The sequence below is a fragment of the Arthrobacter sp. CJ23 genome, from assembly GCF_024741795.1.
Classification (GTDB): Bacteria; Actinomycetota; Actinomycetes; order Actinomycetales; family Micrococcaceae; genus Arthrobacter.
In genome coordinates, this window is record NZ_CP102950.1 from 835044 (window position 1) to 858816 (window position 23773).

A 23773-nucleotide genomic window follows, 5' to 3' on the forward strand; every position below is an offset into this window, starting at 1 on the left:
CTCCTATTGCTGGATGAGGCTGGTGGCCATGGACTCGACCGCCAAGAGCGGCGCCACGTTGGTGGTGGTGATCCGGACCCGGGCTTTGTTGATGGCGTCCATCCGGGCCAGGGTGGTTTCCGGCGTCGAGCGGCCGGCGTATTCCTCCAGCTCGCTCCTGAGTTCAACGTTGACCAGTTCCACGGCGTTCCCCAGCTGGATGATCAATACGTCGCGGTAGAAGGACAACAGGTCCGTCAGCGTGCGGTCGAGGGAGTCCGTGATGGACCGCTTGGCGCGGCGTTTCTGGTCGTCCTCGAGCTGCTTGACCTGGCCGCGCATCGACGGCGGCAGCGTCCCGGATTCGGGTGCGCCCAGGCTGGCCAGCAGGGCGATCTTCTCGGCGGCGTCGCGCTCGTCGTTGGAGCTGTTGGCCTCGTCAGTGGCGATCTTGACGAGCTTCTCGGCCATCATGACGGCTGCCGTGACGCCGCGCAGCGTCAGCGGGAAGCGCACGGTCTCCAGCCGGCGTTCGCGGGCCTCGGGGTCGCGGGCCAGCCGGCGCGCAATGCCGATGTGGCTCTGCGCCGCACGGGCGGCGCGGTCCGCGAGCTGGGGGTCGACGCCGTCGCGCCTCACCAGGAGGGCCGCGACGTCGGCGGCCGGCGGAAGCCGCAGGCTCACCGGGCGGCAGCGCGAACGGATGGTGACGAGAACGTCGGCGGGGGAGGGGGCGCACAGCATCCAGATGGTGCGCGGGGTGGGTTCCTCGATGGCCTTGAGGAGGACGTTGGTGGTGCGCTCGGCCATCCGGTCGGCGTCTTCCACCACGATGATGCGCCAGCGCCCGGTGGCTGGCCGGTCGCCGGCCTTGGAGACGAGCTCGCGTGCCTCGTCGATGGTGATGGTGACCTTCTCGGTGCGCACGAACGTCACGTCCGAGTGCGTTTCGCCCAGGATGGTGCGGCAGGCAGCGCACTCGCCGCAGCCCCGCAGCGCGACCTCGTCCTGATCGCAGTTCAGCGCGGCGGCGAACGCCTTGGCGGCGTTGGAACGGCCGGACCCCGGCGGGCCGGTGAACAGCCAGGCATGGCTGAGGCCCTCGCCTTGCGCCGCCTGCTTCAGCTGCGCGACGACGGGCGCCTGGCCCTGGAGGTCATCCCAAACGGTCACGGGCGCTCGCCCGCAAGCCGATGGCCGGCAACGCGTTCAGCCAGCAGGGACTCCACGCGCTCCAGGATCCTCGCCGCGAGCTCGTCGATGGGGCTCTTGGCGGGCAGCACCAGGTAGGCAGCGGGCCGCGCCTCGGCCAGATCCAGGAACGCCGTGCGGATGGTCGAGTGGAAAGCGTCGGGCTCGGACTCCAAACGGTCCTCGGCGGCCTCGCCGGCGGTGCGGCGTTCACGCCCCTGGCGGGGGTCCACGTCGAGCAGTACCGTGAGGTCCGGCAGCAGGCCTTCGGTGGCCCATTCGTTCAGGGTGCGGACGCCGTCGGTGCCGAGGTCCCGGCCGGCACCCTGGTAGGCCACGGAGGAGTCGATGTAGCGGTCGGTGATGACCACTGATCCCTCGGCAAGCGCGGGCCGGATCACCTGGCTGGCGTGCGCCGCACGGGAAGCAGCGAACATGAGGGCCTCTGTGCGGGCGTCGATGGTGCCGTGTCCGTGGTCCAGCACCAGGGAGCGCAGTTTCTCGCCGATGGGCGTGCCGCCGGGTTCGCGCGTGCGCAGCACGGACAGCCCCTGCGACTCAAGGGCCGCGGCGAGCCGGGCGGCCTGCGTGGACTTGCCCGCTCCGTCCCCGCCCTCGAAGGCGATGAAAAGTCCTGGGCTCTGAATACTCACTCGTCTAGCCTACCGATCACCGGGCCGCGTAACGGCTTTCATCCACAGCCTTGCCCGCGATTACCCTGAAACCATGAGCCTTTCCGAAGAGCACGCCGCAGCCCTGTCCCCGGAAACCGTGGTGGTGGCCGCAGGCCGCCCCGAGCGCAGCCACGACGAACCGGTCAACCCGCCCATCGTCCTGTCCTCCACGTACTTCGGCACGGGCTCGCTGGGCGACGGCGACCGCGGCTACGGCCGTTACGCCAACCCCACCTGGGACCCCTTCGAGGAGGCCCTGGCCCAGCTCGAAGGCGCCACGCTGCCGGGCCTGCTCTACGCCTCCGGCCTCGCCGCCGTGAGCTCGGCCCTGTCCCTGGTCCCGGCCGGCGGTGTGGTGGTCATGCCGTCCCACAGCTACGCGGGGTCCCTGGTGATGGCCACGGAGCTCGCCGAGAAGGGCTTCCTGGAACTGCGCACCGTGGACATCGCGGACACCGACGCCGTCAAGGCCCAGCTCGCCCCGGCCGGCGGCAGGGCCGCTGACCTGCTCTGGCTGGAGAGCCCCACCAACCCGATGCTCGGCATCGCCGACGTCCGCGCCCTGACGGAGGCCGCCCACGCGGCCGGCGCCATCGTGGTCACGGACAACACCTTTTCCACGCCGCTCGTGCAGCAGCCCCTGGCTCTGGGCTCCGACGTCGTGCTCCACTCGGTGACCAAATACCTGGCCGGCCACTCCGACGTCGTGCTCGGCGCCTTGGTGACCTCCAATCCGGAGCTGCGTGCCACGCTCCTGCACCACCGCAGCATCCACGGCGGCATCGCGGGCCCCTTTGAAGCCTGGCTGGCCCTGCGCGGCCTGCGCACCCTGGCCCTGCGGATCGAGCGATCGCAAGCCTCGGCCGCGACGCTTGCCGGGCGGCTCAGCACCCACCCACGGGTGGAGGCCATCCGTTTCCCGGGCCTGCCCGGCGACCCCGGCCACGAGCGCGCCAAGGCCCAGATGAAGGGCTGCGGCTCCGTCCTTTGCATCCAGGTGGCCGGCGACGACACACGCAGCGGCGCCGACGCCGCGGACGCCCTGGTCCGTGCCCTCCGGCTGTGGCTCCCCGCCACTTCGCTCGGCGGCGTCGAGTCGCTCATTGAACGCCGACGCCGGCACACGGCCGAGCCGCTCAGCGTCCCCGAGAACCTGGTCCGCCTCAGCGTCGGAATTGAGAACGTCGAGGACCTCTGGTCCGATCTGGAGCAAGCACTGAAGTCTCTGGACAGCTAGCGCCCAGCTTGCTCCCCAACCTCGCTGCGCTCGGCTGGGGGCCCCTCGCATGGGCCCACGATGCAGGGTTCCCTGGCCGAAGCGAAGCGAGGTTAGGGGGCATTGGGGATTAGGCTTAGGGACGTGGACGGAAAAATCTTGATCAGCTTTGTGACCAGCGGGATCTACTTCATCTTGGCGCTCGTGGCCGTTTCGCTTGAGCTGTGGGCCTTGGTGGACTGCCTCCGTCACAAGCCCGATCTCTTCGTGGCCGCGTCCAAGCGCACCAAGACGTTCTGGCTCGCACTGACCGGCATCGGCTTCGCCATCGGCGCGCTGACCCTGGTGACCGGCGGCAGCAGCCTTGGCCTGTTCGGCATCGCCGCAGTGACGGCGTCGTGCGTGTACCTCGCGGATGTCCGGCCCGCTGTCCGTGAGGCCGGAAGCGCCGGCGGCCGCAACGTCGGGCCCTACGGCCCCTGGTAGCGACTCCTACCTGGGCGCCACCGCGTCCCACGCCACGGTGACTTCACCGAGGCGCCACCGCGACGGTCCGTCCTGAAGGGGCCAGCCGGCGTCGCGCAGTGACTGGCACATGCCGGTCCAGCGCTGCCGCTTGCCGAACGATTCCAGCGGCGCCGCCTCCAGCCAGGCCTTGTCCATGGCCTGCAGGAAGGCGTGGATCCGCTCGCCGGGCACGTTCCGGTGGATGAGTGCCTTGGGCAGCCGCTCGGCGACCTCGGAGGGCAGTTCGAAGCTGCCGAAGCGTACCGAGAGGCTCAGGCTCAGCGGCTTCTCCGGATCCAGTGCCACCCAGGTGACCCGGCGGCCGATCTCGTCGCAGGTGCCGTCAATGAACAGCCCGCCCGGGGCCAGCCGCGACTGCACCAGCCCCCAGATCCCCGCCACATCGGCTTCCTCGTACTGCCGCAGCACGTTAAAGGCACGGACCAGCACGGGATTGCCGGGCACCGGCACCTCGAAACCGCCCACGTGGAAACTCAGGCCGGGCCGTTCGAGCGCTTCGGCGGTCCGCACGCGCTCCGGCTCGATCTCGATGCCGCACACGCGGACATCCGGGCGGACGGCCCGCAGCCGTTCAAAGAGCTCGACGGCGGTGGCCGGCGAGGCCCCGTAGCCCAGGTCCACCACCAAGGGGTCGACGGCGGCGCGCAGCCGCCACGCCTGCGGGCCGGCCAGCCAACGGTCCAGGCGCCGCATGCGGTTCGGGTTGGTGGTGCCGCGGGTGATGTTGCCGACAGGCTTGCCGCTCCGGCTCCGGGGAGCGCTCACCCGTTCTGCTTTTTGCACCACGGCCCAACTTTATCCTGCGACGCGGGGTCAGTTACGGCCCATCCGAGGCCTCGCCATGGGCCGTGAGTGACCCCGCGTTGTGAAACGTAACGCCCGGCAGGGCCCTCCGCGGATCAATTAGGATGAAAACCATGACTTACAAGCTGATTCTGCTGCGCCACGGCCACAGCGACTGGAACGCCAAGAACCTCTTCACCGGCTGGGTGGACGTTGACCTGAACGACCAAGGCCGTGGGGAGGCAGCCCGCGGCGGTGAGCTCCTGGTTGAGAACGAGATTCTCCCGGACGTCCTCTACACCTCGCTCCTGAAGCGCGCCATCAACACGGCGAACATCGCCCTGGACAAGGCCGACCGCGGCTGGATCCCGGTCAAGCGCGACTGGCGCCTCAACGAGCGCCACTACGGCGCCCTGCAGGGCAAGGACAAGGCCCAGACCCTGGCCGAGTTCGGCGAAGAGCAGTTCATGGAATGGCGCCGCAGCTACGACACCCCGCCGCCCGTCCTCTCGGACGACAGCGAGTTCTCCCAGGCGCACGACCCCCGCTACGCGGACCTTGGCGACGCCCTGCCCCGCACCGAATGCCTCAAGGACGTCCTGGTCCGTCTCCTCCCGTACTGGGAATCGGACATCAAGGAAGACCTGAAGGCCGGCAAGACCGTCCTGGTCACCGCCCACGGCAACTCCCTGCGCGCCCTGGTCAAGCACCTGGACGGCATCAGCGACGAAGACATCACCGGCCTGAACATCCCCACGGGCATCCCGCTGGTGTACGAACTGGACGAGGACTTCCAGCCGATCAACGCCGGCGGCACCTACCTCGACCCCGCAGCCGCAGCCGAGGCCATCCTCGCAGTGGCCAACCAGGGCAAGAAGTAGGGCTTCGCGCCACAGATTAACGAAAGCCGGCCGGTCACCCCACAAGGGTGACCGGCCTAGCGTCGTCGTTAATTCAGTTCTAGAAGCCTTCGGGCTGCCATTCACCCGTCACAAGGTAGGTGACCTTGCGGGCCACGGACACGCCGTGGTCGGCGAAGCGTTCGAAGTAGCGGCTGGCCAGGGCCACGTCCACGGTGGTGGAAGCGGTCTCGTTCCAGTCGGGGGAAGCGATGGCCTTGAACACGCTCAGGTGCAGGTCATCCACGGCGCTGTTCGTCTTGAGGATTTCCCGGGCCACATTCAGGTCGCGGGTTTCGAGGAGCTCGGTGACCTGGCGGGTGATCTCGATGTCGTGCCGGGCCATGGCCTTGAATGTTTCCGTCATCGAGGAGGGAATGACGGTGGCCGGGTAGCGCAGGCGGGCCAGCTGGGCCACGTGCCGCGCGAGGTCGCCCATGCGCTCCAGGGAAGCGCTCATGCGCAGCGACCCGACGAGCATGCGCAGGTCGCTGGCCACGGGGCCCTGCAGTGCCAGGATGTCGATGGCGCGCTCGTCCAGGCCGTTCTGCAGGAAGTCGATCCGGGCATCGGCCGCGATGACGTCCTGGGCAAGATCAACGTCGGCGCCTTCGAAGGCCGTGGTGGCCTTCTCAATTGCTTCGCTGACCAGCTTGGAGATCTCGATGAGGTCCTCACCTACCTGGGTGAGTTCCTCCTGAAAAACCTTGCGCACTGAGGCGTCCTTTCCTTGGAAATCCTGTTCCCGTGGCGGGCGGCGGATTTCAAACCATTGGGCAGTCCAACTAGTAACAGTGACAGGAATCTGTGAACTGTTGCGCATCTTTAGATGAACGTTAGTTGAACCACCGGCGTTTGGCTCCGGATCAATACTTCGCGGCGTTTCCAGCGCATAAGCTGGACGAGTGGATCCATTGCTCTTAGCTGTCATTGCAGGCCTGGTTGGGCTGTCGCTGGGGGTCTTTGGCATGCTCGCATTCAGGATCAGCGAACGCCAGCGCCGGATCGTGGATCTGGACGTCGCCGAGCCACTGTTGCCGGAAGGCGCCGCAGAGGTGCTCGCCGTCGTCGGCCGTGCCTTTGTGGTGGTGGACGCCATCGACGGCGTGGTCCGCGCAAGTCCGGCCGCCTACGCCTACGGCCTGGTGCGGGGCCATACGGTGGTCCACAAGCAGCTCCTGGACATGACGGCCAGGGTCCGGCGTGACGGCGTGATCCTCGAGGAACAGTACGAGCTCCCGCGCGGGCCCCTGGGCAAAGGCACCATCGTGGTCCAGGTCCGGGCCGCCATGCTCGGCTGGGAATACATCGTGCTCCTGGCCGACGACCGCACGGAGATCACCCGCACCGAGGAGATCCGCAACGACTTCGTGGCCAACGTTTCCCACGAACTGAAGACCCCTGTGGGGGCCATTTCGCTGCTCGCCGAGGCACTGGAAGCCAGCCCGGATGACGAGGTGGCCGTCCGCCGCTTCGCCAAGCGCATGCACAAGGAATCCGGCCGGCTCGCTGCTTTGGTCCAGGACATCATCGAGCTCTCGCGCCTCCAGGGGGCCAACGTCGCCCAGCAGGGCCACGCCGTGGACATCAACGCCGTGGTTGCCGAGGCCGTGGACCGCTCGCAGCTCCCGGCCGAGAGCAAGAACATCCAGATTGTGGTGGGCGGCCACTCGGACAGTGTGGTCTTCGGCGACCAGGACCTGCTCGTCACGGCATTGCGCAACCTGATCGACAATGCCATCCGCTACTCCCCGGAAAACACCCGCGTAGGCGTCGGCGTCCGCACCAAGGAAGGCGTGGTGGCCGTCTCGGTCACCGACCAGGGCGAAGGCCTCAGCCCCGAGGACCAGGAGCGCGTCTTCGAGCGTTTCTACCGTGTGGACGCCGCCCGGTCACGGCACACCGGCGGCACGGGCCTCGGCTTGAGCATCGTCAAGCACGTGGTGTCCAACCACGGCGGCGAGGTCACGCTGTGGTCCCAGCCGGGCCAGGGATCCACGTTCACCCTCCGCCTCCCGGAGATGGAAGGCCAGGACGACGACGCCGGCCGCCCGGTTTCCGGTGCGGCCGTACCCGGGGCGGTGCCCGCGTCAGCCGGGCCAGCCGTGTCCAGTACCCGAAACTTGAGTCAAACCACGGGCGCCCCCGGCGCCCAAGAGCAAGGAGCCAGCGCTTGAGCCGGATTTTGATTGTGGAGGACGAGGAGTCCTTCAGCGACCCGCTGTCCTATCTGCTGGGCAAGGAGGGCTTCGACGTCGAGGTGGTGGACAACGGCAGCGATGCGCTGATCGAGTTCGACCGCAACGGCGCCGATCTGGTGCTGCTCGACCTGCAGCTCCCGGGAACCCCCGGAACCGAGGTCTGCCGCCAGCTGCGCCAGCGCTCCAGTGTCCCGGTGATCATGCTGACCGCCAAGGACTCGGAAATCGACAAGGTGGTGGGCCTGGAACTCGGTGCCGACGACTACGTCACCAAGCCGTACTCCTCCCGCGAGCTCGTGGCCCGCGTCCGGGCCGTGTTGCGCCGCCAGGGCGAACCGGAGGAACTGATCACCTCCACGGTCCAGGCCGGCCCCGTCCGCATGGACATCGAACGCCACGTGGTCAGCGTCAACGGCGAGCAGGTTGCCCTGCCGCTGAAGGAATTCGAGCTCCTCGAGATGCTGCTCCGCAACTCCGGCCGTGTCCTGACCCGCGGGCAGCTGATCGACCGCGTCTGGGGCTCCGACTACGTCGGCGACACCAAGACCCTGGACGTCCACGTCAAGCGCCTGCGCAGCAAGATCGAGCCCGATCCCTCGGCCCCGCGCTTCCTGGTGACCGTCCGCGGCCTCGGCTACAAGTTCGAGCCGTAGGCCGCCCGGCGCCCCTTCCGTCCAGGGAACGCGGCCGCCAGTCCGGCCACAGCAAAAGGAAGGACCTCCGCACCGCGGAGGTCCTTCCTTTTTGTGTTTGCTGGAGCTGGCCTGTTAGTGGCCGGCGCTGTGGCTCGGCGTGGCCGAGGTGGAGGGCGTGCTGCTAGGCGTAGCACCTGCCGGCAGGTACTTGACGTACTCGGGCAGGGTGCCGTCGGCCACAGGGACCTTCACGCTGCGGGATTCGGAACCGGTCCGGATGGTCACGGACGTCATTGCACCCGGGTTGGCACCGCTGGTGCTCAGGACCGCGGCATCGGCGGCGTCCGTCAGGTACGTCTCGGACTTGGCCTTGACCGGAACCTGGGTCTGCGAGCCGTTGGCGCCGCTGATGGTCAGGGTTGCGTCGCTGCTGGAATCGTTGAACACGGCACCCAGAACGCGGCCCGGCTTGTCCGTGCCGGTGGAGACGATCATGACATTGCGCAGCTTGAGCGGGCCGAGATCTTCGTTGATGCCGTCGGAAGCCGCATACGTGTGGGAAGTCTGCTGGGCGTTGACGAAGCCGCAGCCGGTCACCGACAGAAGGCCGACGCCGATTGCGGCCGCCGCAATTGCCAGCTTGCCGCGCTGGACAGGGTTCATCGCAGTAATGCGCACGACACCTACTCCTCAAGAGTCATTGGAACACTTTTTCAGGCCTAGCCTATCGGCAAACCGCCTGAAACAAGGATTCGTGCCGGCAATGTGGCGTCTGCGGTGACCGGGACCGGCTGGCACCGCGGGCCTCCTCGATGCACCTTTCAGGCGTTCCGTCAAGGGGGTCCAAAGGGCCGTTTGGGGCCCCATTCCCTTTATTGGCGCGGCAGGAGGGGCCCTTCGGTGCCAGTTGTATGCCTTAACCGTGATAAACTGGTCTGCGGGAAAGGGGAAAGTCCACATGGTTTTTGAGGTCGGCGAGACAGTAGTTTACCCTCACCACGGTGCAGCAAAAATTGAGGAAATCAAGATGCGCACCATCAAGGGCGTTGAGAAGATGTATCTCAAGCTCAAGGTGGCTCAGGGTGATCTGACCATTGAAGTTCCAGCAGAGAACGTAGACCTTGTTGGGGTCCGGGACGTAGTGGGCAAAGAAGGCTTGGAGCACGTATTCGATGTGCTCCGCGCCGAGTTCACTGAAGAGCCTACCAACTGGTCGCGTCGTTACAAGGCAAACCTGGAGAAGCTTGCTTCCGGTGACGTCATCAAAGTGGCAGAGGTCGTCCGCGACCTGTGGCGCCGCGATCACGACCGCGGCCTTTCCGCAGGTGAGAAGCGCATGCTGGCCAAGGCTCGCCAGATTCTGATCTCAGAATTGGCCCTGGCCGAGAAGACCGACGAAGAGAAGGCAGCCAGCGTTCTCGATGAGGTTCTTGCTTCCTAAGAATTGAACCCCGGCAGCAGATTGCTGCCGGGGTTTCTTTTTGCCCGAAAGTAGACTGGAGCGCATGACTAATTCAGCAAAGCGTCCGGTCACCGCCGTCATCGTGGTCGCAGCAGGCTCCGGTGAACGGCTCGGGTACGGCATGCCCAAGGCAAAGGTGCCGCTGGGCGGCGAAGCGATCCTCACCCACGCGCTGCGCGGCGTGGCCGCGGCGGACGTCGCCCGCCAGATTTGCGTGGCGGTTCCCAAGGGCGATACCGAGCTCCGGGCTCTGTGCGCCGCGTTCGCCGCCGAGCTCGGCGACTCGAGCCCCCGGATCACAGTGGTCGACGGCGGTTCCACGCGTTCGGATTCCGTCCGCTCAGCCCTCGCGGCCTTGTTGGACGGCACCGAAGCCGTACTGGTGCATGATGCGGCCCGGGCCCTGACCCCGGAGCGTGTCTTCCATCGCGTCGCGGACGCCCTGGCCGCCGGTGCCAAAGCAGTGATCCCGGCGATTCCCGTGGTGGACACCGTGAAGACGGTCATTGAGACCCATGGCGACGACGCCGCCGTGGCCCCCGAGCTCGTGACTGGAACGGCGCCCCGCGAAGCACTCCGCGCGGTCCAGACGCCCCAGGGCTTCGACGTGGCAACGCTGCTGCGCGCCCACGAGGCCGCCCTGCTGTTCGACGACGCCCAGTCGGCCGCCGTCACGGATGACGCCATGCTCGTCGAGCTCCTCGGAGTTCCCGTCCACGCCGTGCGCGGGGCCAGCCAGTCCCTGAAGATCACCACGCCGCTGGACCTGATCATCGCCGAAGGCCTGCTCGAAGGGCCCCTTGGGATCCGCTGGGTGGAAGGCTGATGGCCGCCCCCCATACGTCAGGAGGACACATGCTGCTGCCGCGCACCGGCATCGGCGTCGACGTGCACGCCTACGCGCCCAGCGACGACCCCCAGCCTTTGTGGCTCGGCGGACTGTTCTGGGAGGGAGAGCGCGGCCTGGCGGGCCACTCCGACGGCGATTGCGTGGCCCACGCCGCGGCCGACGCCCTGTTCTCGGCCTGCGGCATCGGCGACCTCGGCACCCACTTCGGCACCGACCGGCCCGAGCTTGCCGGCGCGTCCGGAGTGACGCTCCTCGGCGAAGCCGCCAGGATCGTGCGGGCGGCCGGCTTCGAGATCGGCAATGTGGCCGTGCAGTTCGTGGCGAACCGGCCCAAGTTCGGCCCCCGCCGCGAGGAATCCCAGCGCGTCCTCAGCGAGGCCGCCGGCGCACCGGTCAGCGTCACCGCCACCACCAGCGACGGCCTGGGCTTCACCGGCCGCGGCGAAGGCATCTCGGCCGTGGCCACCGCGCTCGTCTACGCCGTCCCGGCCGCCCCCGAGGGAGACCCGGCATGAGCACGTCGCGCACCGCCGTCGTGCTCTCCGCTGCTGTGGCGGCAGCACTGCTGCTCGCCGGCTGCGCAGGCAGCCCCACGTTGGGTGTCAAGGAAAGCTGCAGTTTCCTCAACGAGGACACGTTCAAGCCAGAAGGCAACCAGCAACAGCAGTCCACGCAGATAGCCCGGCACTACCACGAGATCGCCGGCAAACTGGCGTCCGAAATCTCGGAACCCATCAAGCAGATGGCCGAAATCATGGACAAAGCGGCCGCATCCTCGCTCGGTGCTGCCACCCCGCAGCAGCAGCAGGAACTGGCCGTCCACTTCAACAAGATCGGCGAGTACTGCAAGTAGGCCGATCGGCAGCAGGCATCGGCTAATCTGGAGCGGTGACCCTGCGCTTTTACGACACTGCCTCAGCCGAAGTCCGCGACTTCGTTCCCCTCGAAGCCGGCAAGGCCAGCGTGTACTACTGCGGGGCCACCGTCCAGGGCATGCCGCACGTGGGCCACGTCAGGTCCGCCATCGCCTTCGACCAGCTGACCCGCTGGCTCGAATACCGCGGCCTGCGCGTCACCGTGGTCCGCAACGTCACGGACGTTGACGACAAGATCCTGGCCAAGTCGGAGCAGTCGTTCGGCCCGGACTGGGCCGAGGAACCGTCGGCGAAGCAGGCGGAGGAATGGTGGGCGCTGGCCTACCGGTACGAGCAGGAATTTGAGCAGGCCTACGATGCCCTCGGCGTCGGACGCCCCACGTACGAGCCGCGCGCCACCGGCCACATCCCGGAAATGCACGCGCTCATCCAGCGCCTCATCGACCGCGGCCACGCCTACCCGGCGCTGGACGACTCGGGCGACGTCTACTTCGACGTCCGCTCCTGGAGCAAGTACGGTTCGCTGACGAACCAGAACATCGACGACATGCAGGGAGCCGCCGACGCCGATCCCCGTGGCAAGAAGGATCCCCGCGACTTTGCGCTGTGGAAGGGCTACAAGGACGGCGAGCCGGCCTCGGCAAGCTGGGCCTCGCCCTGGGGCGCCGGCCGACCCGGCTGGCACCTGGAATGCTCCGCCATGGTCACCAAATACCTCGGCGCGCAGTTCGACATCCACGGCGGCGGACTCGACCTGCGCTTCCCGCACCACGAAAACGAAATGGCCCAGTCCCAGGCCGCCGGCGATGACTTCGCGAACTTCTGGATGCACAACGGCATGGTCACCTACGAGGGTGAAAAAATGTCCAAGTCCATCGGCAACACCGTGAGCCCGGCCGAGATGCTGTCGCTCGCCTCGGCCCGGGTGGTCCGCTACTACCTCGGCCAGGCCCAGTACCGCTCCATCCTGGACTACCGGCCCACGTCGCTGCAGGAGGCCGCTGCCGCGGTGGAACGCATCTACGGCTTCATCGCCAAGGCTGCCAGGAAGTTCGGCGGGGACGTCACCTCCGACGCGGCGACCAGCCCCGTGCCGGAAGCCTTCGGGGCGGCGATGGACGATGACCTGAACGTGCCCCAGGCGCTGGGCGTGCTGCACGAAACCGTCCGGGCGGGCAACACCGCACTGGCGGCCGGGGACGACGCCGCTGCCGCGCAGGCCCTGCGCTCCGTCATGGCCATGACCACGGTCCTGGGCCTGAACGATGTCCAGGGCGAGGCACAGGACAACCCGCAGCTTTCCCAGGCGCTTGAGGTCCTGGTCGAGGCCCAGCTGGCGGCGCGTGCCGAGGCACGGGCCAACAAGGACTGGGCCGCGTCCGACGCCATCCGCGACACCCTCGCTGCCGCCGGAATCGTCGTCGAAGATGGTGCGGACGGCGCCAGCTGGAGCCTCAAAAGGGACTGAGAAAGCCGCGGAAACTCGATTTAACTTGATTCAGTAGACTGGATAGCAGACTTACTCACGAAATCAAGGATGGACAATCATGGCCAATAACGGTCGCCGGTCGGTCAAGCAGAAGAAGGGCCCCACCACCGGAACCGGTGGCCACGGCCGCAAGGCCCTGGAGGGCAAGGGTCCCACGCCCAAGGCGGAGGAACGCACCTACCACAAGGCGTACAAGAACAAGCAGTTGGCCGAGCGCTCCGCTGCCAAGCGCGGCACGGGCACCCGTCCCGGCGGCGCCGGCGCACGTTCCGGTCCCAAGGGCCGCGCCACGGAAGAAATGGTCACGGGCCGCAACTCCGTCGTCGAGGCACTGCGTGCCGGCATCCCTGCCAAGGCCCTGCACGTCGCCATCCGCATCGAGATGGACGACCGCGTCAAGGAATCCCTGAAGCTTGCCGCCGAGCGCGGCATCCCGCTGCTGGAAACCGGCAAGCCGGAACTGGACCGCATGACCGAGGAAGCCGTCCACCAGGGCCTCGTGCTGCAGATCCCGCCGTACGAGTACCAGGACGCCTACGACCTCGCCGAGGAAACCCTCGCCAAGTGGAAGAAGGGTCATGTCTCCAACGCCCCCATCTTCGTGGCACTGGACGGCATCACCGACCCCCGCAACCTGGGCGCCATCATCCGCTCCGTCTCGGCCTTCAGCGGCCACGGCGTGATCGTTCCCGAGCGCCGCTCCGTGGGCGTCACGGCCTCCGCCTGGAAGACCAGTGCCGGTGCCGCAGTCCGCGTCCCCGTGGCACGCGCGGCCAACCTGAACAACGCCCTCAAGCAGTTCAAGAACATGGGCATCTACGTGCTCGGCCTGGACGGCGACGGCGATGTCTCGCTGCCCGACCTCACCGTGGCCACCGAGCCCGTCTGCATCGTGGTCGGCTCCGAAGGCAAGGGCCTCAGCCGCCTGGTCCGCGAAAACTGCGACCAGATCGTCTCCATCCCGATCGACTCGGCCATGGAATCGCTTAACGCCTCCATGGCGGTTGGCATCTCCCTGTACGAAGTCTCGCGGCAGCGCGCAGCTAAGTAGCCTCAGCCTGCCGAGGGCGGCGGGTTCGCCGTTGCGGGTCCGCCGCAGCGAGCGCTTTGCCGTCGCTTAGACACCTCCCGACGCCTCGTTCGGCCGCGGGCGGCCTGCTCGGCTCTGGTCGGCGATGCGCTCCTTTGCAAAGCACTCGCTACGGCTCGGCGGTTGTGTCACCGACGCTCTCGCAGCTTTGACGCCTTAAACAGCAACGCTCCCTCACCTCTTCGGTGGGGGAGCGTTGCTGTTTCTAGTGGAAATCGCGGCGGTTGGCGAGGACTGGGAGTTTTGTTCGGGCTTCCTCGACGGCGGTCGCGTCGAGCTCGGCGAACAGGAGGCCTGGTTCGGCGTCGAGGGCTTCGAGTACCTGGCCCAAGGGGGAGACGACGGCGGAGTACCCCACTCCCGTGGGCGCCGCGCCCTTGGGCCCGATTCCTTGGGTGGCGGGGTCGCCCTGGCCGCAGGCCAGCACGAATGTGGTGGTGTCTACCGCGCGGGCGCGGGCCAGGAGCTGCCACTGCTCCGCCTTGCCCGGACCGGATCCCCAGGACGCACAAACGATGTTGGCCACGGCGCCGCGCAGGGCGTTGGCCGTGAAGAGGGCCGGGAACCGGACATCGTAGCAGGTTGCCAGGCCAAAGGTCATGCCGCCGGCCTCGAAGGTGACGGGTTCGGTGCCGGGATCAACGGTGTCGGACTCGGCGAAGCCGAACGCGTCGAAGAGGTGGATCTTGTCGTAACTTGTGTCGACGCCGGGGCCGGTGGCGATCAGGGTGTTGCGGACCTTGGTCACGGCGGTTCCGTCGCCGCTTGTGCCGGGTGTGAACATGCCGGCCACAATGACGATGCGCAGCTCCGCGGCGATCTCGCGCACCCGGGTGGCCCACGGTCCGTCGAGCGGTTCGGCGATGTCCACCAAGGAATTCCCGAACGCCCTCATGGTGGCCTCCGGGAAGACCACCAGTTCGGCGCCGCCGTCCTTCGCGCGCCGGGCGTAGTCTTCGAGGAGTGACAGATTCTCCGCCAGATCACGGCCGGTTATGACTTGAGCGAGTGCTACGCGCACAATTACCTCCAGTTTGGTGTATACGTAAAGTATGCAACGACGATCAGGGGACGCGGCGACCGGCCGGCAAAAAGCCTACGAGTACTTGCGCGACCAGATCCTTGTGGACCCTGGCATGCAGGGGAAATTTGTCAACGAGCAGGAGCTTGCCCGCGATATCGGTGTTTCGCGGACCCCGGTGCGTGAGGCCCTGCTTTTGCTGGTGTCGGACGGGGTGATCGAACTCATCCCCAACAGGGGTGCGCTGATTCCAGTCATCTCCGGGCGCCAGATCGCCGAACTTTTTGAGCTGCGTGGCGTGCTTGAGCGCCATGCGGCCGCGGCCACGATTGCCGCCGGATCGGTTCCTGCCGCCCTCATGGAACAGACCCTTCAGGAACAGCGCGAGCTCATTGTGCATGGTGGTGGAACTGACGACGGCGCGCGGGGGCAGGCTAAGGAGTTCATCCGCCTTGACCAGCATTTCCACCAGCTCCTCATCGATGCGACTGCCAACGAGCTCATCTCCCAGAGCTACAATAAGCTCCGCGCCCGCCAGGTGTTCATTGGCGTCGAAGCGCTCTTCCGGACCCCGGACAGGCAGAGCCTGGTGTGCGATGAACACGAGATGATCATGGAGGCGCTGCGGCGAGGCGATGTCGCGGCCGCGCAGGCGGCCATCGACGATCACCTCGCCGTCACGCTCAACGTTGTCCTCCGGGCCTGACGGCTCAGGCTTTGGTGGCAGCCGGCTGGCTGTCGACGTAGCTTTGCAGGTAGTCCTCGTCCTCCCGGACATTGGAGTCCCGGCCGAGGCCCAGGCCAACAAGGGTGAGTCCACAGGCCACGGACAGGTAGATGGCCACCGGAACCCAACTGTTGAACGCCGCCAGCAGCCACGTGAACATGAGGGGCGCGATGGCGCCTCCGATCACGCCGGCAAAGGTGTAGGCCAAAGAGGAACCGGTTGAGCGAAGCCGCGGCGAGAACTGTTCCACCACGAAGGCGGCCTGCGGTCCGTACATGAAGGAGTGGGCAAGGAGTCCCAGCACGATTCCGACTACCAGGACTGCGGGCGACTTGCCCTCGAGCAGGATGAAGAACACGAAGGCCCAGACTGCCCCGGCAACCGCTGCCGCCCCGTAGAGGAAGCGGCGGTTGATGCGGTCCGAGAGGGCCCCGGCCAGCGGGATGGCCACGAGCTGGAACGCGGATCCGATCATGACAGCCACGAGTACCTGGTTACGGGGAAGACCCAAGGCGGTGGTGCCGTAAGTCAGGGTGAAGACGGTGAACATGGCATAGAGGACGTCCGGTCCCACACGGCTGAGGATGGCGGCGATGAGCGGGCGGAGCTCGTACTTGAAAACTTCGGTGATGGGCGCGTTGGGGGCATCGCCGCGGGCCTCGATGGCCTTGAAGACGGGGGTGTCCTCAAGCTTGAGGCGGATCCACAGCCCGAAGCCAACCAGCACCGCGGATACCAGGAATGCTATGCGCCAGCCGTAGTCCAGGAAGCCCTGCTCCGGCAGCACCGTGGTGAGCAGTGCCAATGCGCCATTGGCCAGCAGGTTGCCGGCCGGCGGTCCCACCTGCGCCGCGGATGACCAGAAGCCGCGCTTGCGTGGATCGCCGAACTCGCTGGACAGGAGGACGGCCGAACCCCATTCGCCGCCGACACCTACGCCCTGGGCAAAACGCAGGGCCACCAGCAAAGCGCCCGCCCACATGCCTATGTTGCTGTACGTAGGCAGGAGCCCGATGAGGAACGTTGCGGCGCCGATGAGCACCAGCGTGGTGACCAGGACCTTCTTGCGGCCGATCCGGTCACCCAGCCGGCCGAAGACGATGCCGCCGATCGGACGTGAGATGTAGCCGACGGCGTATGTCGAGAACGCGAGCATGGTTCCGGTCAGTGGGTCGCTGGCCGGGAAGAAGATTGCCGGGAAAACTATCGCGGCTGCAGCCGAGTAGACGGCGAAGTCATACCACTCCAGCGACGTTCCGGTAAGGCTGGCGGCAAAGGCCTTGATCAGGCTCTTGCGGTCCAGGGAGTCCTCCGGAGCCGGTGATGCCGGGAGATGATTTTTGGCGGCCATCAGGCGTCCTTTCGATTCATGTGACTGGCACCACTGGTGATGCATGTTGTATACATTAGGCATACGATCATCGAAAAGCGAGCGATTTCCGTAAACAGCACGTAAATTCCGCTGAACCAAGAAGACCCGCCAATCTAAAGGACAGACCCATGACTGAACTGACTTTCGAGCTCCCCGACGGCTCCATCGCCGCCGTCGAGGTCAAGAACCTCCTGAACGCCGGCTATGCGGGGCGCGAGCAGGAAGAAGTCCAGGCGCACATCGCCGAACTGGCCGAACTGGGGGTCCCCGGCCCCGCAACAACCCCGGCCCTCTATCCCGTTTCGCCCTACCTCGCAGGCCAGCCCGACGTCGTCGACGTCCAGCATGGCCGCACCTCAGGAGAGGCGGAGTGGGCGTTGGTCATCAGTGAGCAGGGGCCCCTCCTGACCGTTGCGTGCGACCACACCGACCGTGCGCTGGAAGTCCACGGCGTGGCTTGGAGCAAGAATGCCAGCCCGGACGTCCTGGGTCGGAAAGCCTGGAAGCTCGACGACGTCCGCGGGCACCTGGACAGCATCACCATCCGGGGGTGGGTCACTGATGCGGCAGGGCAGGAAACCCTTATCCAGGACAGCACCATGGGGGCACTCCTGAGCCCTGACTACTGGCTGGAAGTCCTGCAGGAACGAGGCCTCAACGAACCCGGTACGGTCCTGCTGTCCGGCACCGTGGCGATGGTGCACGGCGTGGACCAGTTCGCGCCCGCCTGGCGTGTGGAACTGGGCGACCCCGTTACCGGCGAAACAATCGGCGCCGCTTACCGTGTCCGCGCTATGGCTGAACCCATCGGTTAGTTGGATATTTCAGCACGTGAACGGCGCATTCGGCCGGTGCGGCACTCACAGTAAGATTGAAAGTGCCGCGCCGGTTGTGTCGTCACATGTAACGTCGGCAGTGCAGTTTCCCGGCCGGGAACTAAGCTTGAAACCAATGGTTATACCGATTATTGACACAGCATCCGCCCTGGACGCCTCGCGGCCCACACCGCTCGGACTGAGCACCCCCCAGCCCGGGCTTCCGTACGCGGATTCGCCGGCCCCGGACTCCGTGAACGTGGCCGTGTTCGCCCCGGATCTGAGGCACGTGGAGCTCGCCTACCAGGCCCCGGGAGAGGATTGGCGCGCCCACACACTCCCTTACCAGGAAGACGGCGTGCACTTCGGGATCGTCGCCGGCATGCCGCCCGGCACCCGGTATGGCTTCCGTGCCGGGCCCAAAGAGGGCGGGCTTCCGGTGTCCGTCCCGGCTCCGGATTTCGACCGCGTGGCCGAGGCCACCGAGGACGGCCAGCCGCTGCTGCTGGATCCCTATGGCCGGGCCGTGGACCAGCGGGGCGAATTCCTCACGAGCGTCCGCATGGATTCCACCTTTGACTGGGGCGACGATTTTGCCCGCCGCATTCCCATGCGCAACACCGTCCTCTACGAGGCACACGTCCGCGGCCAGTCCATGCTGCACCCCGGCATCCCCGAACACCTCCGCGGCACATACGCCGGCATGGCCCACCCGGCCATGATCAAGCACCTGAGCGAGCTCGGCGTGACCGCCATCCAGCTGCTTCCGGTGCACTTCCACCTCGACGAGGCGCACCTCCAGGACCTTGGCATGACCAACTACTGGGGCTACAACACGGCCGCCTTCTTCGCCCCGCACGCGGACTACGCCACGGAAGCCGCACGCAACGCCGGACCGCACGCGGTGCAGGACGAGCTCAAGGGCATGGTGAAGCTCCTGCATGCCGCCGGCATCGAGGTGCTTCTCGACGTCGTCTACAACCACACGGCCGAGGCCGGGCCCGACGGGCCCACGCTGAGCTTCCGGGGCCTGGCCGAGGACCGGTACTACCGGCATGACGCCCATGGGCGCTACCTTGACACCACGGGCTGCGGCAATACGCTCGATTTCAGCGATCCTGTGGTGGTGGGGATGGCTCTCGATTCGCTGCGGTACTGGGTGAACGAGTTCCACATCGATGGCTTCCGCTTCGACCTGGCCGTGACCCTGTGCCGCAACGAGGGCAATCAGTTCGACCCCCGGCATCCCTTCCTCACCGGAATCGCCGAGGATCCGGTCCTGTCCAAGGTCAAGCTCATCGCCGAGCCGTGGGACGTCGGCTACGACGGTTGGCAGACGGGGCGCTTCCCCGAGGGATGGGCGGACTGGAACGACCACTTCCGCGACGGCGTCCGGCGCTTCTGGCTCTCCGACCGCGCCGCCATCGAGGCTGGAGGGCACGGCAGCCCTGTCGCCTTGCTCGCCGACGCCCTTTCCGGATCGGCTGGCCTCTTCGCGCCCTCCGGCCGTTCGCGCCTGGCCTCGATCAACCTCATCACCGCCCACGACGGTTTCACGCTGACGGACCTGGTCAGCTACGACCGCAAGCACAACGAGGACAACGGAGAGCAGAACCGGGACGGCCACGGCGACAACCGCAGCCACAACCACGGGGTCGAGGGCCGCACGGAGAACGGGGCGGTGGTTGCTGCCCGGGCCCTGTCCATCCGCAACCTGCTGACCACCTTGATCATGTCGGTGGGCGTCCCCATGATCTCGGCCGGCGACGAACTTGGCCGCACGCAGAACGGCAACAACAACGCCTACTGCCAGGACAACCACATCGCATGGCTCGACTGGAGCATGTCGCACGAATCCAGCGCCATCCTCCAGACCACCAAGGAGCTCATTGAGTTGCGCCGGTCCTTCCTCCGGCACCAGCCCTGGGATTTTCCGGCGAAGGCGGACGACTCTTTCCTGCAGTGGTTCGACGACAAGGGCAAGCGCATGACGCCCATCCGTTGGCATGACCCCTCCCTGCGGGTGGTGCAGTTGCTGATGGGCGCCGAGGACAGCGAAATCCGCGGCCTGATCGTGGTCAACGGGAGCAAGGACGACCTCAAGATCGTCCTGCCGGAAATCCTGAGCGAATCCGGGATCGGCAAACGCATGTTCGAACTCCGCTTCACCACCTCCGAGCTCCATGGGCACAGACAGGGCGCCTGGGTGGCTTCCGGCGAGCGGGATATCCTGCAAGCCAACACCATCAACATCTACCGCACCTAGGGATCCTTCACATGAAGCGGATCAGCAGCAGGCTGCTGGCCCTGGCGGGACTTGTCATCGCCGTCGTGGTTCTCGTCCTGGCGGTCGTCAACGGACCCGCCCTGAGCGGCTCAGTCACCAGCGGTTCCGTCCCCAGCAGTTCAGGCACGACGACGGCGCCTTCGCCAGCGCCGTCAGCACCCTTGGGTTCCGCCCTGGAGAGCAGTGCGCCGGCTCCGGCGAACACCTCGGGCCTGGCGGCCGTCAATGCCTCGCAGCTGCCCCAAGAAGCCCGGCAGACGCTCGCACTGATCGCGAAGGGCGGCCCGTACCCGTATGAGCGGGACGGCGTGAACTTCGGGAACTTCGAAGGGCTGCTGCCGAAGAAGTCCGGTGGCTACTACAAGGAATACACGGTGAAGACCCCCGGTGAGTCGGACCGGGGCGCGCGCCGGATCATCGCAGGCAAGGACGGCGCCAAGTACTACACGCCGGACCACTACGAATCGTTCAAGTTCATCGTCGAAGGCAAGTAGGAGCCCATGAAGATCTATTCAGCAGACACCTGGACGATCGAGGAACTTCAGGAGCAGGTGGACGACGCCGGCCGCATCACGGTGCTGGTGCCTCCTGCCGCCACGAAGAAGGCAGTCCTGGAAGTCTTCGGCCAGGTCCTTGACTTTCCCGAATACTATGGCGTGAACCTGGACGCCCTCAACGACTCCCTGCATGACTTCGCCGACTCCCTCTCTGAAGACGGCGAAGCCCCGGTCACCCTGATCTGGCAAGTCCCGGCGGCCTACCGCACGGACCGTTCCTTCGGCGTGGTCTGCGAAATCCTCCAGGACGCCGAAAAGTATTCAGGCCGCGACCTGGCAGTCATCGCCGTCTTCCAAAACTAGATCGCCAACCGACAACGCCGCTTAATCCAAACTGGGTGACACTGGCCCGGAAGCGTGCGTCAAAGTGACGAAGCAGCACGCGGAGGTCAGTGTCACCCAGCGGTGACAGCGTCTTTAGGCGTTGACGATCAGCCCGAGTTCGGCCTTGGATGCCAGGGCCGGGTGTTTCGGGAAGACCCGGACGGTGTAGCCGAAGGAGCCGGAGCGGTTGATCACCATGGAGCCGCTGAACAGGTGGCGGCCGTTGCCGAGGTTTTCCAGGGCGCCGAGCTCGGCGACGGTGACGTCGTCGAGTTCGTCGGATTCCTCGGCGCGGCCGTAGGCGACTTCCACGGACACATCGTCCGGGGTGAGGCCGTGCAGGGCCACGTAGGCGTTGACGTGCAGGGTGTCGCCGATCTGGGGTTCCTCGGAGACGCCCACGGAGTCGACGTGTTCCACCACGATCTGCGGCCAGGCGGCGCGGACCTTGGAGGTCCAGGCGGCGAGTTCCTTGGCTTCCTTGAAGGAATCCGCCACGGCGCGGCGTCCGGACCAGGCGGCCGGGCGGTACAGGGTGTTCACGTAGTCCTGCAGCATGCGTTCGGCGGAGACGGCCGGGCCCAGGTGTGCGAGGGTGTGCTTGATCATGGAGACCCAGTGCGTGGGCACGCCGGCTGCCGGTGCCTGGGAGGGGCCGGCCGCGCCGGCGCCGTCGGAGACCGTGAGGCCGTAGAAGCGCGGGGCGACCTGGGTTTCGAGGAGTTCGTAGAGGGCGGCGGCCTCGATGTTGTCCCGTTCCTCGGGGGAGGCGCCGTTGTTGGCGGTCGGGATCGCCCAGCCGTTTTCGCCGTCGTACATTTCGTCCCACCAGCCGTCCAGCACGGAGAGGTTGAGGGAGCCGTTGATGGCGGCCTTCATGCCGGAGGTGCCGCAGGCCTCCAGCGGGCGGAGCGGGTTGTTCAGCCACACGTCGCAGCCGGGGAACAGGGTCCGTGCCATGGCGATGTCGTAGTTGGGCAGGAACACGATCCGGTGCCGGACGGCGGGGTCGTCGGTGAAGCGGACCAGGTCCTGGATCATTTTCTTGCCGGCGTCGTCGGCGGGGTGGGATTTGCCGGCGATGACGAGCTGGATGGGGTGCTTGGGGTCCAGGAGCAGGGCCTTGAGGCGTTTGGGGTCCCGCAGCATCAGGGTGAGGCGCTTGTAGGTGGGCACGCGGCGGGCGAAGCCGATGGTGAGCACGTCGGGGTCCAGGACGGTGTCGGTCCAGCCCAGTTCGGCGTCGGCGGCGCCGCGTTTCTTCCACGCGGCCCGCAGGCGGCGGCGCACGTCCTCCACCAAGGACACGCGGAGCTGCCGGCGCAGGCCCCAGACGTCCTCGTCGCTGACGTTGTAGGCAAGGTCCCAGCGGCCCAGGGCTTCGGCTTCGGCGCCGAACTGTTCGCGGGCCAGTGCGGAGATCCGCGGGTCCACCCAGGTGGGCACGTGCACGCCGTTGGTCACGGAGGTGATGGGGATTTCGGAGTGGTCGAATCCGGGCCACAGGCCGGCGAACATTTCCCGGGAGACCACGCCGTGGAGTTTGGCCACGCCGTTGGCGCGCTGGGCGAGGCGGAGCCCCATGACGGCCATGTTGAACACGGCGGGGTTGCCGCCGTCGTAGTTCTCGCGTCCCAGGTCCAGGATCTTCTCGGCGGGCACGGCCGGTGCCAGGCCGGCGTCGAAGAAGTGCCTGATCTGTACGGTCTCGAAGCGGTCGATGCCGGCCGGGACCGGGGTGTGGGTGGTGAACACCGTGGAGGCGCGGCCGGCGGCCAGGGCCTCGTCCCAGGTGAGCGGTTCGCCGGGATCGGACATGGCCTCCTGGATGCGTTCGATGCCCAGGAAGCCGGCGTGGCCCTCGTTGGTGTGGAAGACCTCGGGTGCGGGGGTGCCGGTGAGCTGCTGGTAGACGCGCAGCGCCTTGACCCCGCCCATGCCCAGCAGGAGCTCCTGCTGCAGGCGGTGGTCTCCGCCGCCGCCGTAGAGGCGGTCGGTGATGCCGCGGGCGGCGTCGTCGTTGGCCGGCACGTTGGAGTCCAGCAGCAGCAGCGGGACGCGCCCGACGTCGGCACGCCAGATGTGTGCGTGCAGTGTCCGGCCGTTGGGCAGCGGGAGCGAAATCTGGGCCGGCTTGCCGGGGACACCGTTCCTGGACTCGTGGCGCAGCAGGGTCAGGGGCAGGCCGTCCGGGTCCAGGACCGGGTACGTTTCCTGCTGCCAGGCGTCGCGGGAGAGGGACTGCTTGAAGTAGCCGGCCTGGTACAGCAGCCCGACGCCGATCAGCGGCACGCCCAGGTCAGAGGCCGCTTTGAGGTGGTCGCCGGCCAGGATGCCGAGGCCGCCGGAGTACTGGGGGAGCACCTCGGTGATGCCGAACTCGGGCGAGAAGTACGCGATGCAGGCCGGGGCGTCCTCGCCCAGGCCCTGGTACCAGCGCGGCTCGCTGAGGTACCGGTCCAGGTCGGCCGCGGCGGACTGGATGCGCTCCACCACTGCGCCGTCGGCGGCCAGTTCCTCCAGCTTTTCCCGGCTGATCGAGCCGAGCAGGGCGATGGGGTCGTGATGGCCTTCCTCCCAGAGCTCCGGGCTGAGGCTCGCGAAGAGCTCCCGGGTGGGGCGGTGCCATGACCAGCGCAGGTTGGTCGCGAGCCGTGCCAGGGGCCGGATCGACTCGGGGAGGACGGTACGGACTGTAAACCTTCGAATTGCCTTCACGAGCGCCACACTAACGGACTCCCACCACAGCTGGAACCGGATTTGGTTTCTTTTAGGTAAATGACTCATTGCAAGCAGGA

Annotated in this window: 24 protein-coding genes; 16 read left to right on the top strand and 8 right to left on the bottom strand. The window is 66.9% G+C overall.

The features are described from left to right. Positions 1 to 3: 3 nt before the first annotated feature. Both NVV90_RS03810 and tmk read right to left on the bottom strand, forming a co-directional pair. Positions 4 to 1152 carry a DNA polymerase III subunit delta' gene (locus tag NVV90_RS03810; RefSeq protein WP_258439870.1) on the bottom strand — a complete coding sequence of 383 codons (1149 nt, stop codon included), beginning with the start codon at positions 1150 to 1152 and terminating at the stop codon, positions 4 to 6. Then, positions 1149 to 1823, bottom strand: a complete 675-nt coding sequence (gene tmk, locus NVV90_RS03815) for a dTMP kinase (protein ID WP_258439871.1) — start codon at positions 1821 to 1823, stop codon at positions 1149 to 1151. The genes NVV90_RS03810 and tmk overlap by 4 nt, the downstream gene beginning before the upstream one ends. A gap of 73 nt (positions 1824 to 1896) precedes the next feature. On the opposite strand from tmk, the gene NVV90_RS03820 reads away from it, so the two are divergent. Further along, complete coding sequence (locus tag NVV90_RS03820) at positions 1897 to 3081, top strand: PLP-dependent aspartate aminotransferase family protein (protein WP_258439872.1); 1185 nt, start codon at positions 1897 to 1899, stop codon at positions 3079 to 3081. A gap of 123 nt (positions 3082 to 3204) precedes the next feature. Further along, positions 3205 to 3546 carry a DUF2516 family protein gene (locus tag NVV90_RS03825; RefSeq protein ID WP_258439873.1) on the top strand — a complete coding sequence of 114 codons (342 nt, stop codon included), beginning with the start codon at positions 3205 to 3207 and terminating at the stop codon, positions 3544 to 3546. A gap of 6 nt (positions 3547 to 3552) precedes the next feature. On the opposite strand, the gene NVV90_RS03830 is transcribed toward NVV90_RS03825, so the two are convergent. Continuing rightward, positions 3553 to 4374, bottom strand: a complete 822-nt coding sequence (locus tag NVV90_RS03830) for a class I SAM-dependent methyltransferase (RefSeq protein ID WP_258439874.1) — start codon at positions 4372 to 4374, stop codon at positions 3553 to 3555. 131 nt (positions 4375 to 4505) lie between these two features. On the opposite strand from NVV90_RS03830, the gene NVV90_RS03835 reads away from it, so the two are divergent. Then, positions 4506 to 5252 carry a phosphoglyceromutase gene (locus tag NVV90_RS03835; RefSeq protein WP_258439875.1) on the top strand — a complete coding sequence of 249 codons (747 nt, stop codon included), beginning with the start codon at positions 4506 to 4508 and terminating at the stop codon, positions 5250 to 5252. Between the two features lie 79 nt (positions 5253 to 5331). Here the strand turns inward: NVV90_RS03835 and phoU are convergent, their stop codons facing one another. Then, positions 5332 to 5985, bottom strand: a complete 654-nt coding sequence (gene phoU, locus NVV90_RS03840) for a phosphate signaling complex protein PhoU (RefSeq protein ID WP_258439876.1) — start codon at positions 5983 to 5985, stop codon at positions 5332 to 5334. 199 nt (positions 5986 to 6184) lie between these two features. Here phoU and NVV90_RS03845 point away from each other — a divergent pair, with 199 nt between their 5' ends. Both NVV90_RS03845 and NVV90_RS03850 read left to right on the top strand, forming a co-directional pair. Further along, entirely contained in the window at positions 6185 to 7447 is a 1263-nt protein-coding gene (locus NVV90_RS03845) for a cell wall metabolism sensor histidine kinase WalK (protein WP_258441061.1), read from the top strand. Next, a complete protein-coding gene (locus NVV90_RS03850) occupies positions 7444 to 8124 on the top strand; it encodes a response regulator transcription factor (protein WP_207616577.1) in 681 nt (226 codons plus the stop codon). The genes NVV90_RS03845 and NVV90_RS03850 overlap by 4 nt, the downstream gene beginning before the upstream one ends. A gap of 114 nt (positions 8125 to 8238) precedes the next feature. Here the strand turns inward: NVV90_RS03850 and NVV90_RS03855 are convergent, their stop codons facing one another. After that, positions 8239 to 8769 (bottom strand): hypothetical protein, encoded by a 531-nt coding sequence (locus tag NVV90_RS03855; protein ID WP_258441062.1) that lies wholly within the window; start codon positions 8767 to 8769, stop codon positions 8239 to 8241. A gap of 295 nt (positions 8770 to 9064) precedes the next feature. Between NVV90_RS03855 and NVV90_RS03860 the strand changes: the two genes are divergently transcribed. The 6 genes from NVV90_RS03860 to rlmB all read left to right on the top strand — a co-directional run bounded on the left by NVV90_RS03860 (position 9065) and on the right by rlmB (position 13833). Next, entirely contained in the window at positions 9065 to 9547 is a 483-nt protein-coding gene (locus NVV90_RS03860) for a CarD family transcriptional regulator (protein ID WP_207616576.1), read from the top strand. Between the two features lie 64 nt (positions 9548 to 9611). Beyond that, positions 9612 to 10394, top strand: coding sequence for a 2-C-methyl-D-erythritol 4-phosphate cytidylyltransferase (gene ispD, locus NVV90_RS03865; protein WP_258439877.1), 783 nt, complete (start codon positions 9612 to 9614; stop codon positions 10392 to 10394). Positions 10395 to 10423: 29 nt separating this feature from the next. Continuing rightward, positions 10424 to 10933, top strand: a complete 510-nt coding sequence (gene ispF / locus NVV90_RS03870) for a 2-C-methyl-D-erythritol 2,4-cyclodiphosphate synthase (RefSeq protein WP_258439878.1) — start codon at positions 10424 to 10426, stop codon at positions 10931 to 10933. Further along, entirely contained in the window at positions 10930 to 11271 is a 342-nt protein-coding gene (locus NVV90_RS03875; RefSeq protein ID WP_258439879.1) for a hypothetical protein, read from the top strand. The genes ispF and NVV90_RS03875 overlap by 4 nt, the downstream gene beginning before the upstream one ends. Before the next feature lie 35 nt (positions 11272 to 11306). After that, positions 11307 to 12761: a cysteine--tRNA ligase gene (cysS, locus tag NVV90_RS03880; RefSeq protein WP_258439880.1), complete on the top strand. Its 1455-nt coding sequence runs from the start codon at positions 11307 to 11309 to the stop codon at positions 12759 to 12761. A gap of 79 nt (positions 12762 to 12840) precedes the next feature. Beyond that, positions 12841 to 13833, top strand: coding sequence for a 23S rRNA (guanosine(2251)-2'-O)-methyltransferase RlmB (gene rlmB, locus NVV90_RS03885; protein ID WP_258439881.1), 993 nt, complete (start codon positions 12841 to 12843; stop codon positions 13831 to 13833). Positions 13834 to 14077: 244 nt separating this feature from the next. Here the strand turns inward: rlmB and NVV90_RS03890 are convergent, their stop codons facing one another. Beyond that, positions 14078 to 14893, bottom strand: coding sequence for a carbon-nitrogen hydrolase family protein (locus NVV90_RS03890; RefSeq protein ID WP_258439882.1), 816 nt, complete (start codon positions 14891 to 14893; stop codon positions 14078 to 14080). Positions 14894 to 15008: 115 nt separating this feature from the next. On the opposite strand from NVV90_RS03890, the gene NVV90_RS03895 reads away from it, so the two are divergent. Next, positions 15009 to 15599: a GntR family transcriptional regulator gene (locus NVV90_RS03895; RefSeq protein ID WP_258439883.1), complete on the top strand. Its 591-nt coding sequence runs from the start codon at positions 15009 to 15011 to the stop codon at positions 15597 to 15599. Positions 15600 to 15603: 4 nt separating this feature from the next. Here NVV90_RS03895 and NVV90_RS03900 read toward each other — a convergent pair whose 3' ends face one another. Further along, positions 15604 to 16971: an MFS transporter gene (locus tag NVV90_RS03900; protein ID WP_258439884.1), complete on the bottom strand. Its 1368-nt coding sequence runs from the start codon at positions 16969 to 16971 to the stop codon at positions 15604 to 15606. A gap of 149 nt (positions 16972 to 17120) precedes the next feature. Here NVV90_RS03900 and NVV90_RS03905 point away from each other — a divergent pair, with 149 nt between their 5' ends. From NVV90_RS03905 to NVV90_RS03920, 4 genes are all read left to right on the top strand, one after another. Beyond that, positions 17121 to 17807, top strand: coding sequence for a DUF2848 domain-containing protein (locus NVV90_RS03905; RefSeq protein ID WP_258439885.1), 687 nt, complete (start codon positions 17121 to 17123; stop codon positions 17805 to 17807). Positions 17808 to 17943: 136 nt separating this feature from the next. Continuing rightward, complete coding sequence (gene glgX, locus NVV90_RS03910; RefSeq protein WP_258439886.1) at positions 17944 to 20073, top strand: glycogen debranching protein GlgX; 2130 nt, start codon at positions 17944 to 17946, stop codon at positions 20071 to 20073. 11 nt (positions 20074 to 20084) lie between these two features. Beyond that, positions 20085 to 20588, top strand: coding sequence for a ribonuclease domain-containing protein (locus NVV90_RS03915; RefSeq protein ID WP_258439888.1), 504 nt, complete (start codon positions 20085 to 20087; stop codon positions 20586 to 20588). A 6-nt stretch (positions 20589 to 20594) separates the two neighbouring features. After that, positions 20595 to 20954 (top strand): barstar family protein, encoded by a 360-nt coding sequence (locus tag NVV90_RS03920; protein ID WP_258439889.1) that lies wholly within the window; start codon positions 20595 to 20597, stop codon positions 20952 to 20954. Positions 20955 to 21068: 114 nt separating this feature from the next. Here the strand turns inward: NVV90_RS03920 and glgP are convergent, their stop codons facing one another. Further along, on the bottom strand, positions 21069 to 23693 hold the full coding sequence (gene glgP / locus NVV90_RS03925) for an alpha-glucan family phosphorylase (protein ID WP_258439890.1): 2625 nt from the start codon (positions 23691 to 23693) through the stop codon (positions 21069 to 21071). Between the last annotated feature and the right edge of the window lie 80 nt (positions 23694 to 23773).

What these genes read in the sequence shown, in the direction of transcription:
- NVV90_RS03820 (WP_258439872.1), top strand. Translation starts at nt 1,897, where the DNA reads ATGAGCCTTTCCGAAGAGCACGCCGCAGCCCTGTCCCCGGAAACCGTG.
- NVV90_RS03835 (WP_258439875.1), top strand. Translation starts at nt 4,506, where the DNA reads ATGACTTACAAGCTGATTCTGCTGCGCCACGGCCACAGCGACTGGAAC.
- NVV90_RS03855 (WP_258441062.1), bottom strand. Translation starts at nt 8,769, where the DNA reads ATGAACCCTGTCCAGCGCGGCAAGCTGGCAATTGCGGCGGCCGCAATC.
- NVV90_RS03860 (WP_207616576.1), top strand. Translation starts at nt 9,065, where the DNA reads ATGGTTTTTGAGGTCGGCGAGACAGTAGTTTACCCTCACCACGGTGCA.
- ispD (WP_258439877.1), top strand. Translation starts at nt 9,612, where the DNA reads ATGACTAATTCAGCAAAGCGTCCGGTCACCGCCGTCATCGTGGTCGCA.
- ispF (WP_258439878.1), top strand. Translation starts at nt 10,424, where the DNA reads ATGCTGCTGCCGCGCACCGGCATCGGCGTCGACGTGCACGCCTACGCG.
- NVV90_RS03875 (WP_258439879.1), top strand. Translation starts at nt 10,930, where the DNA reads ATGAGCACGTCGCGCACCGCCGTCGTGCTCTCCGCTGCTGTGGCGGCA.
- rlmB (WP_258439881.1), top strand. Translation starts at nt 12,841, where the DNA reads ATGGCCAATAACGGTCGCCGGTCGGTCAAGCAGAAGAAGGGCCCCACC.
- NVV90_RS03895 (WP_258439883.1), top strand. Translation starts at nt 15,009, where the DNA reads ATGCAGGGGAAATTTGTCAACGAGCAGGAGCTTGCCCGCGATATCGGT.
- NVV90_RS03900 (WP_258439884.1), bottom strand. Translation starts at nt 16,971, where the DNA reads ATGGCCGCCAAAAATCATCTCCCGGCATCACCGGCTCCGGAGGACTCC.
- NVV90_RS03905 (WP_258439885.1), top strand. Translation starts at nt 17,121, where the DNA reads ATGACTGAACTGACTTTCGAGCTCCCCGACGGCTCCATCGCCGCCGTC.
- glgX (WP_258439886.1), top strand. Translation starts at nt 17,944, where the DNA reads ATGGTTATACCGATTATTGACACAGCATCCGCCCTGGACGCCTCGCGG.
- NVV90_RS03915 (WP_258439888.1), top strand. Translation starts at nt 20,085, where the DNA reads ATGAAGCGGATCAGCAGCAGGCTGCTGGCCCTGGCGGGACTTGTCATC.
- NVV90_RS03920 (WP_258439889.1), top strand. Translation starts at nt 20,595, where the DNA reads ATGAAGATCTATTCAGCAGACACCTGGACGATCGAGGAACTTCAGGAG.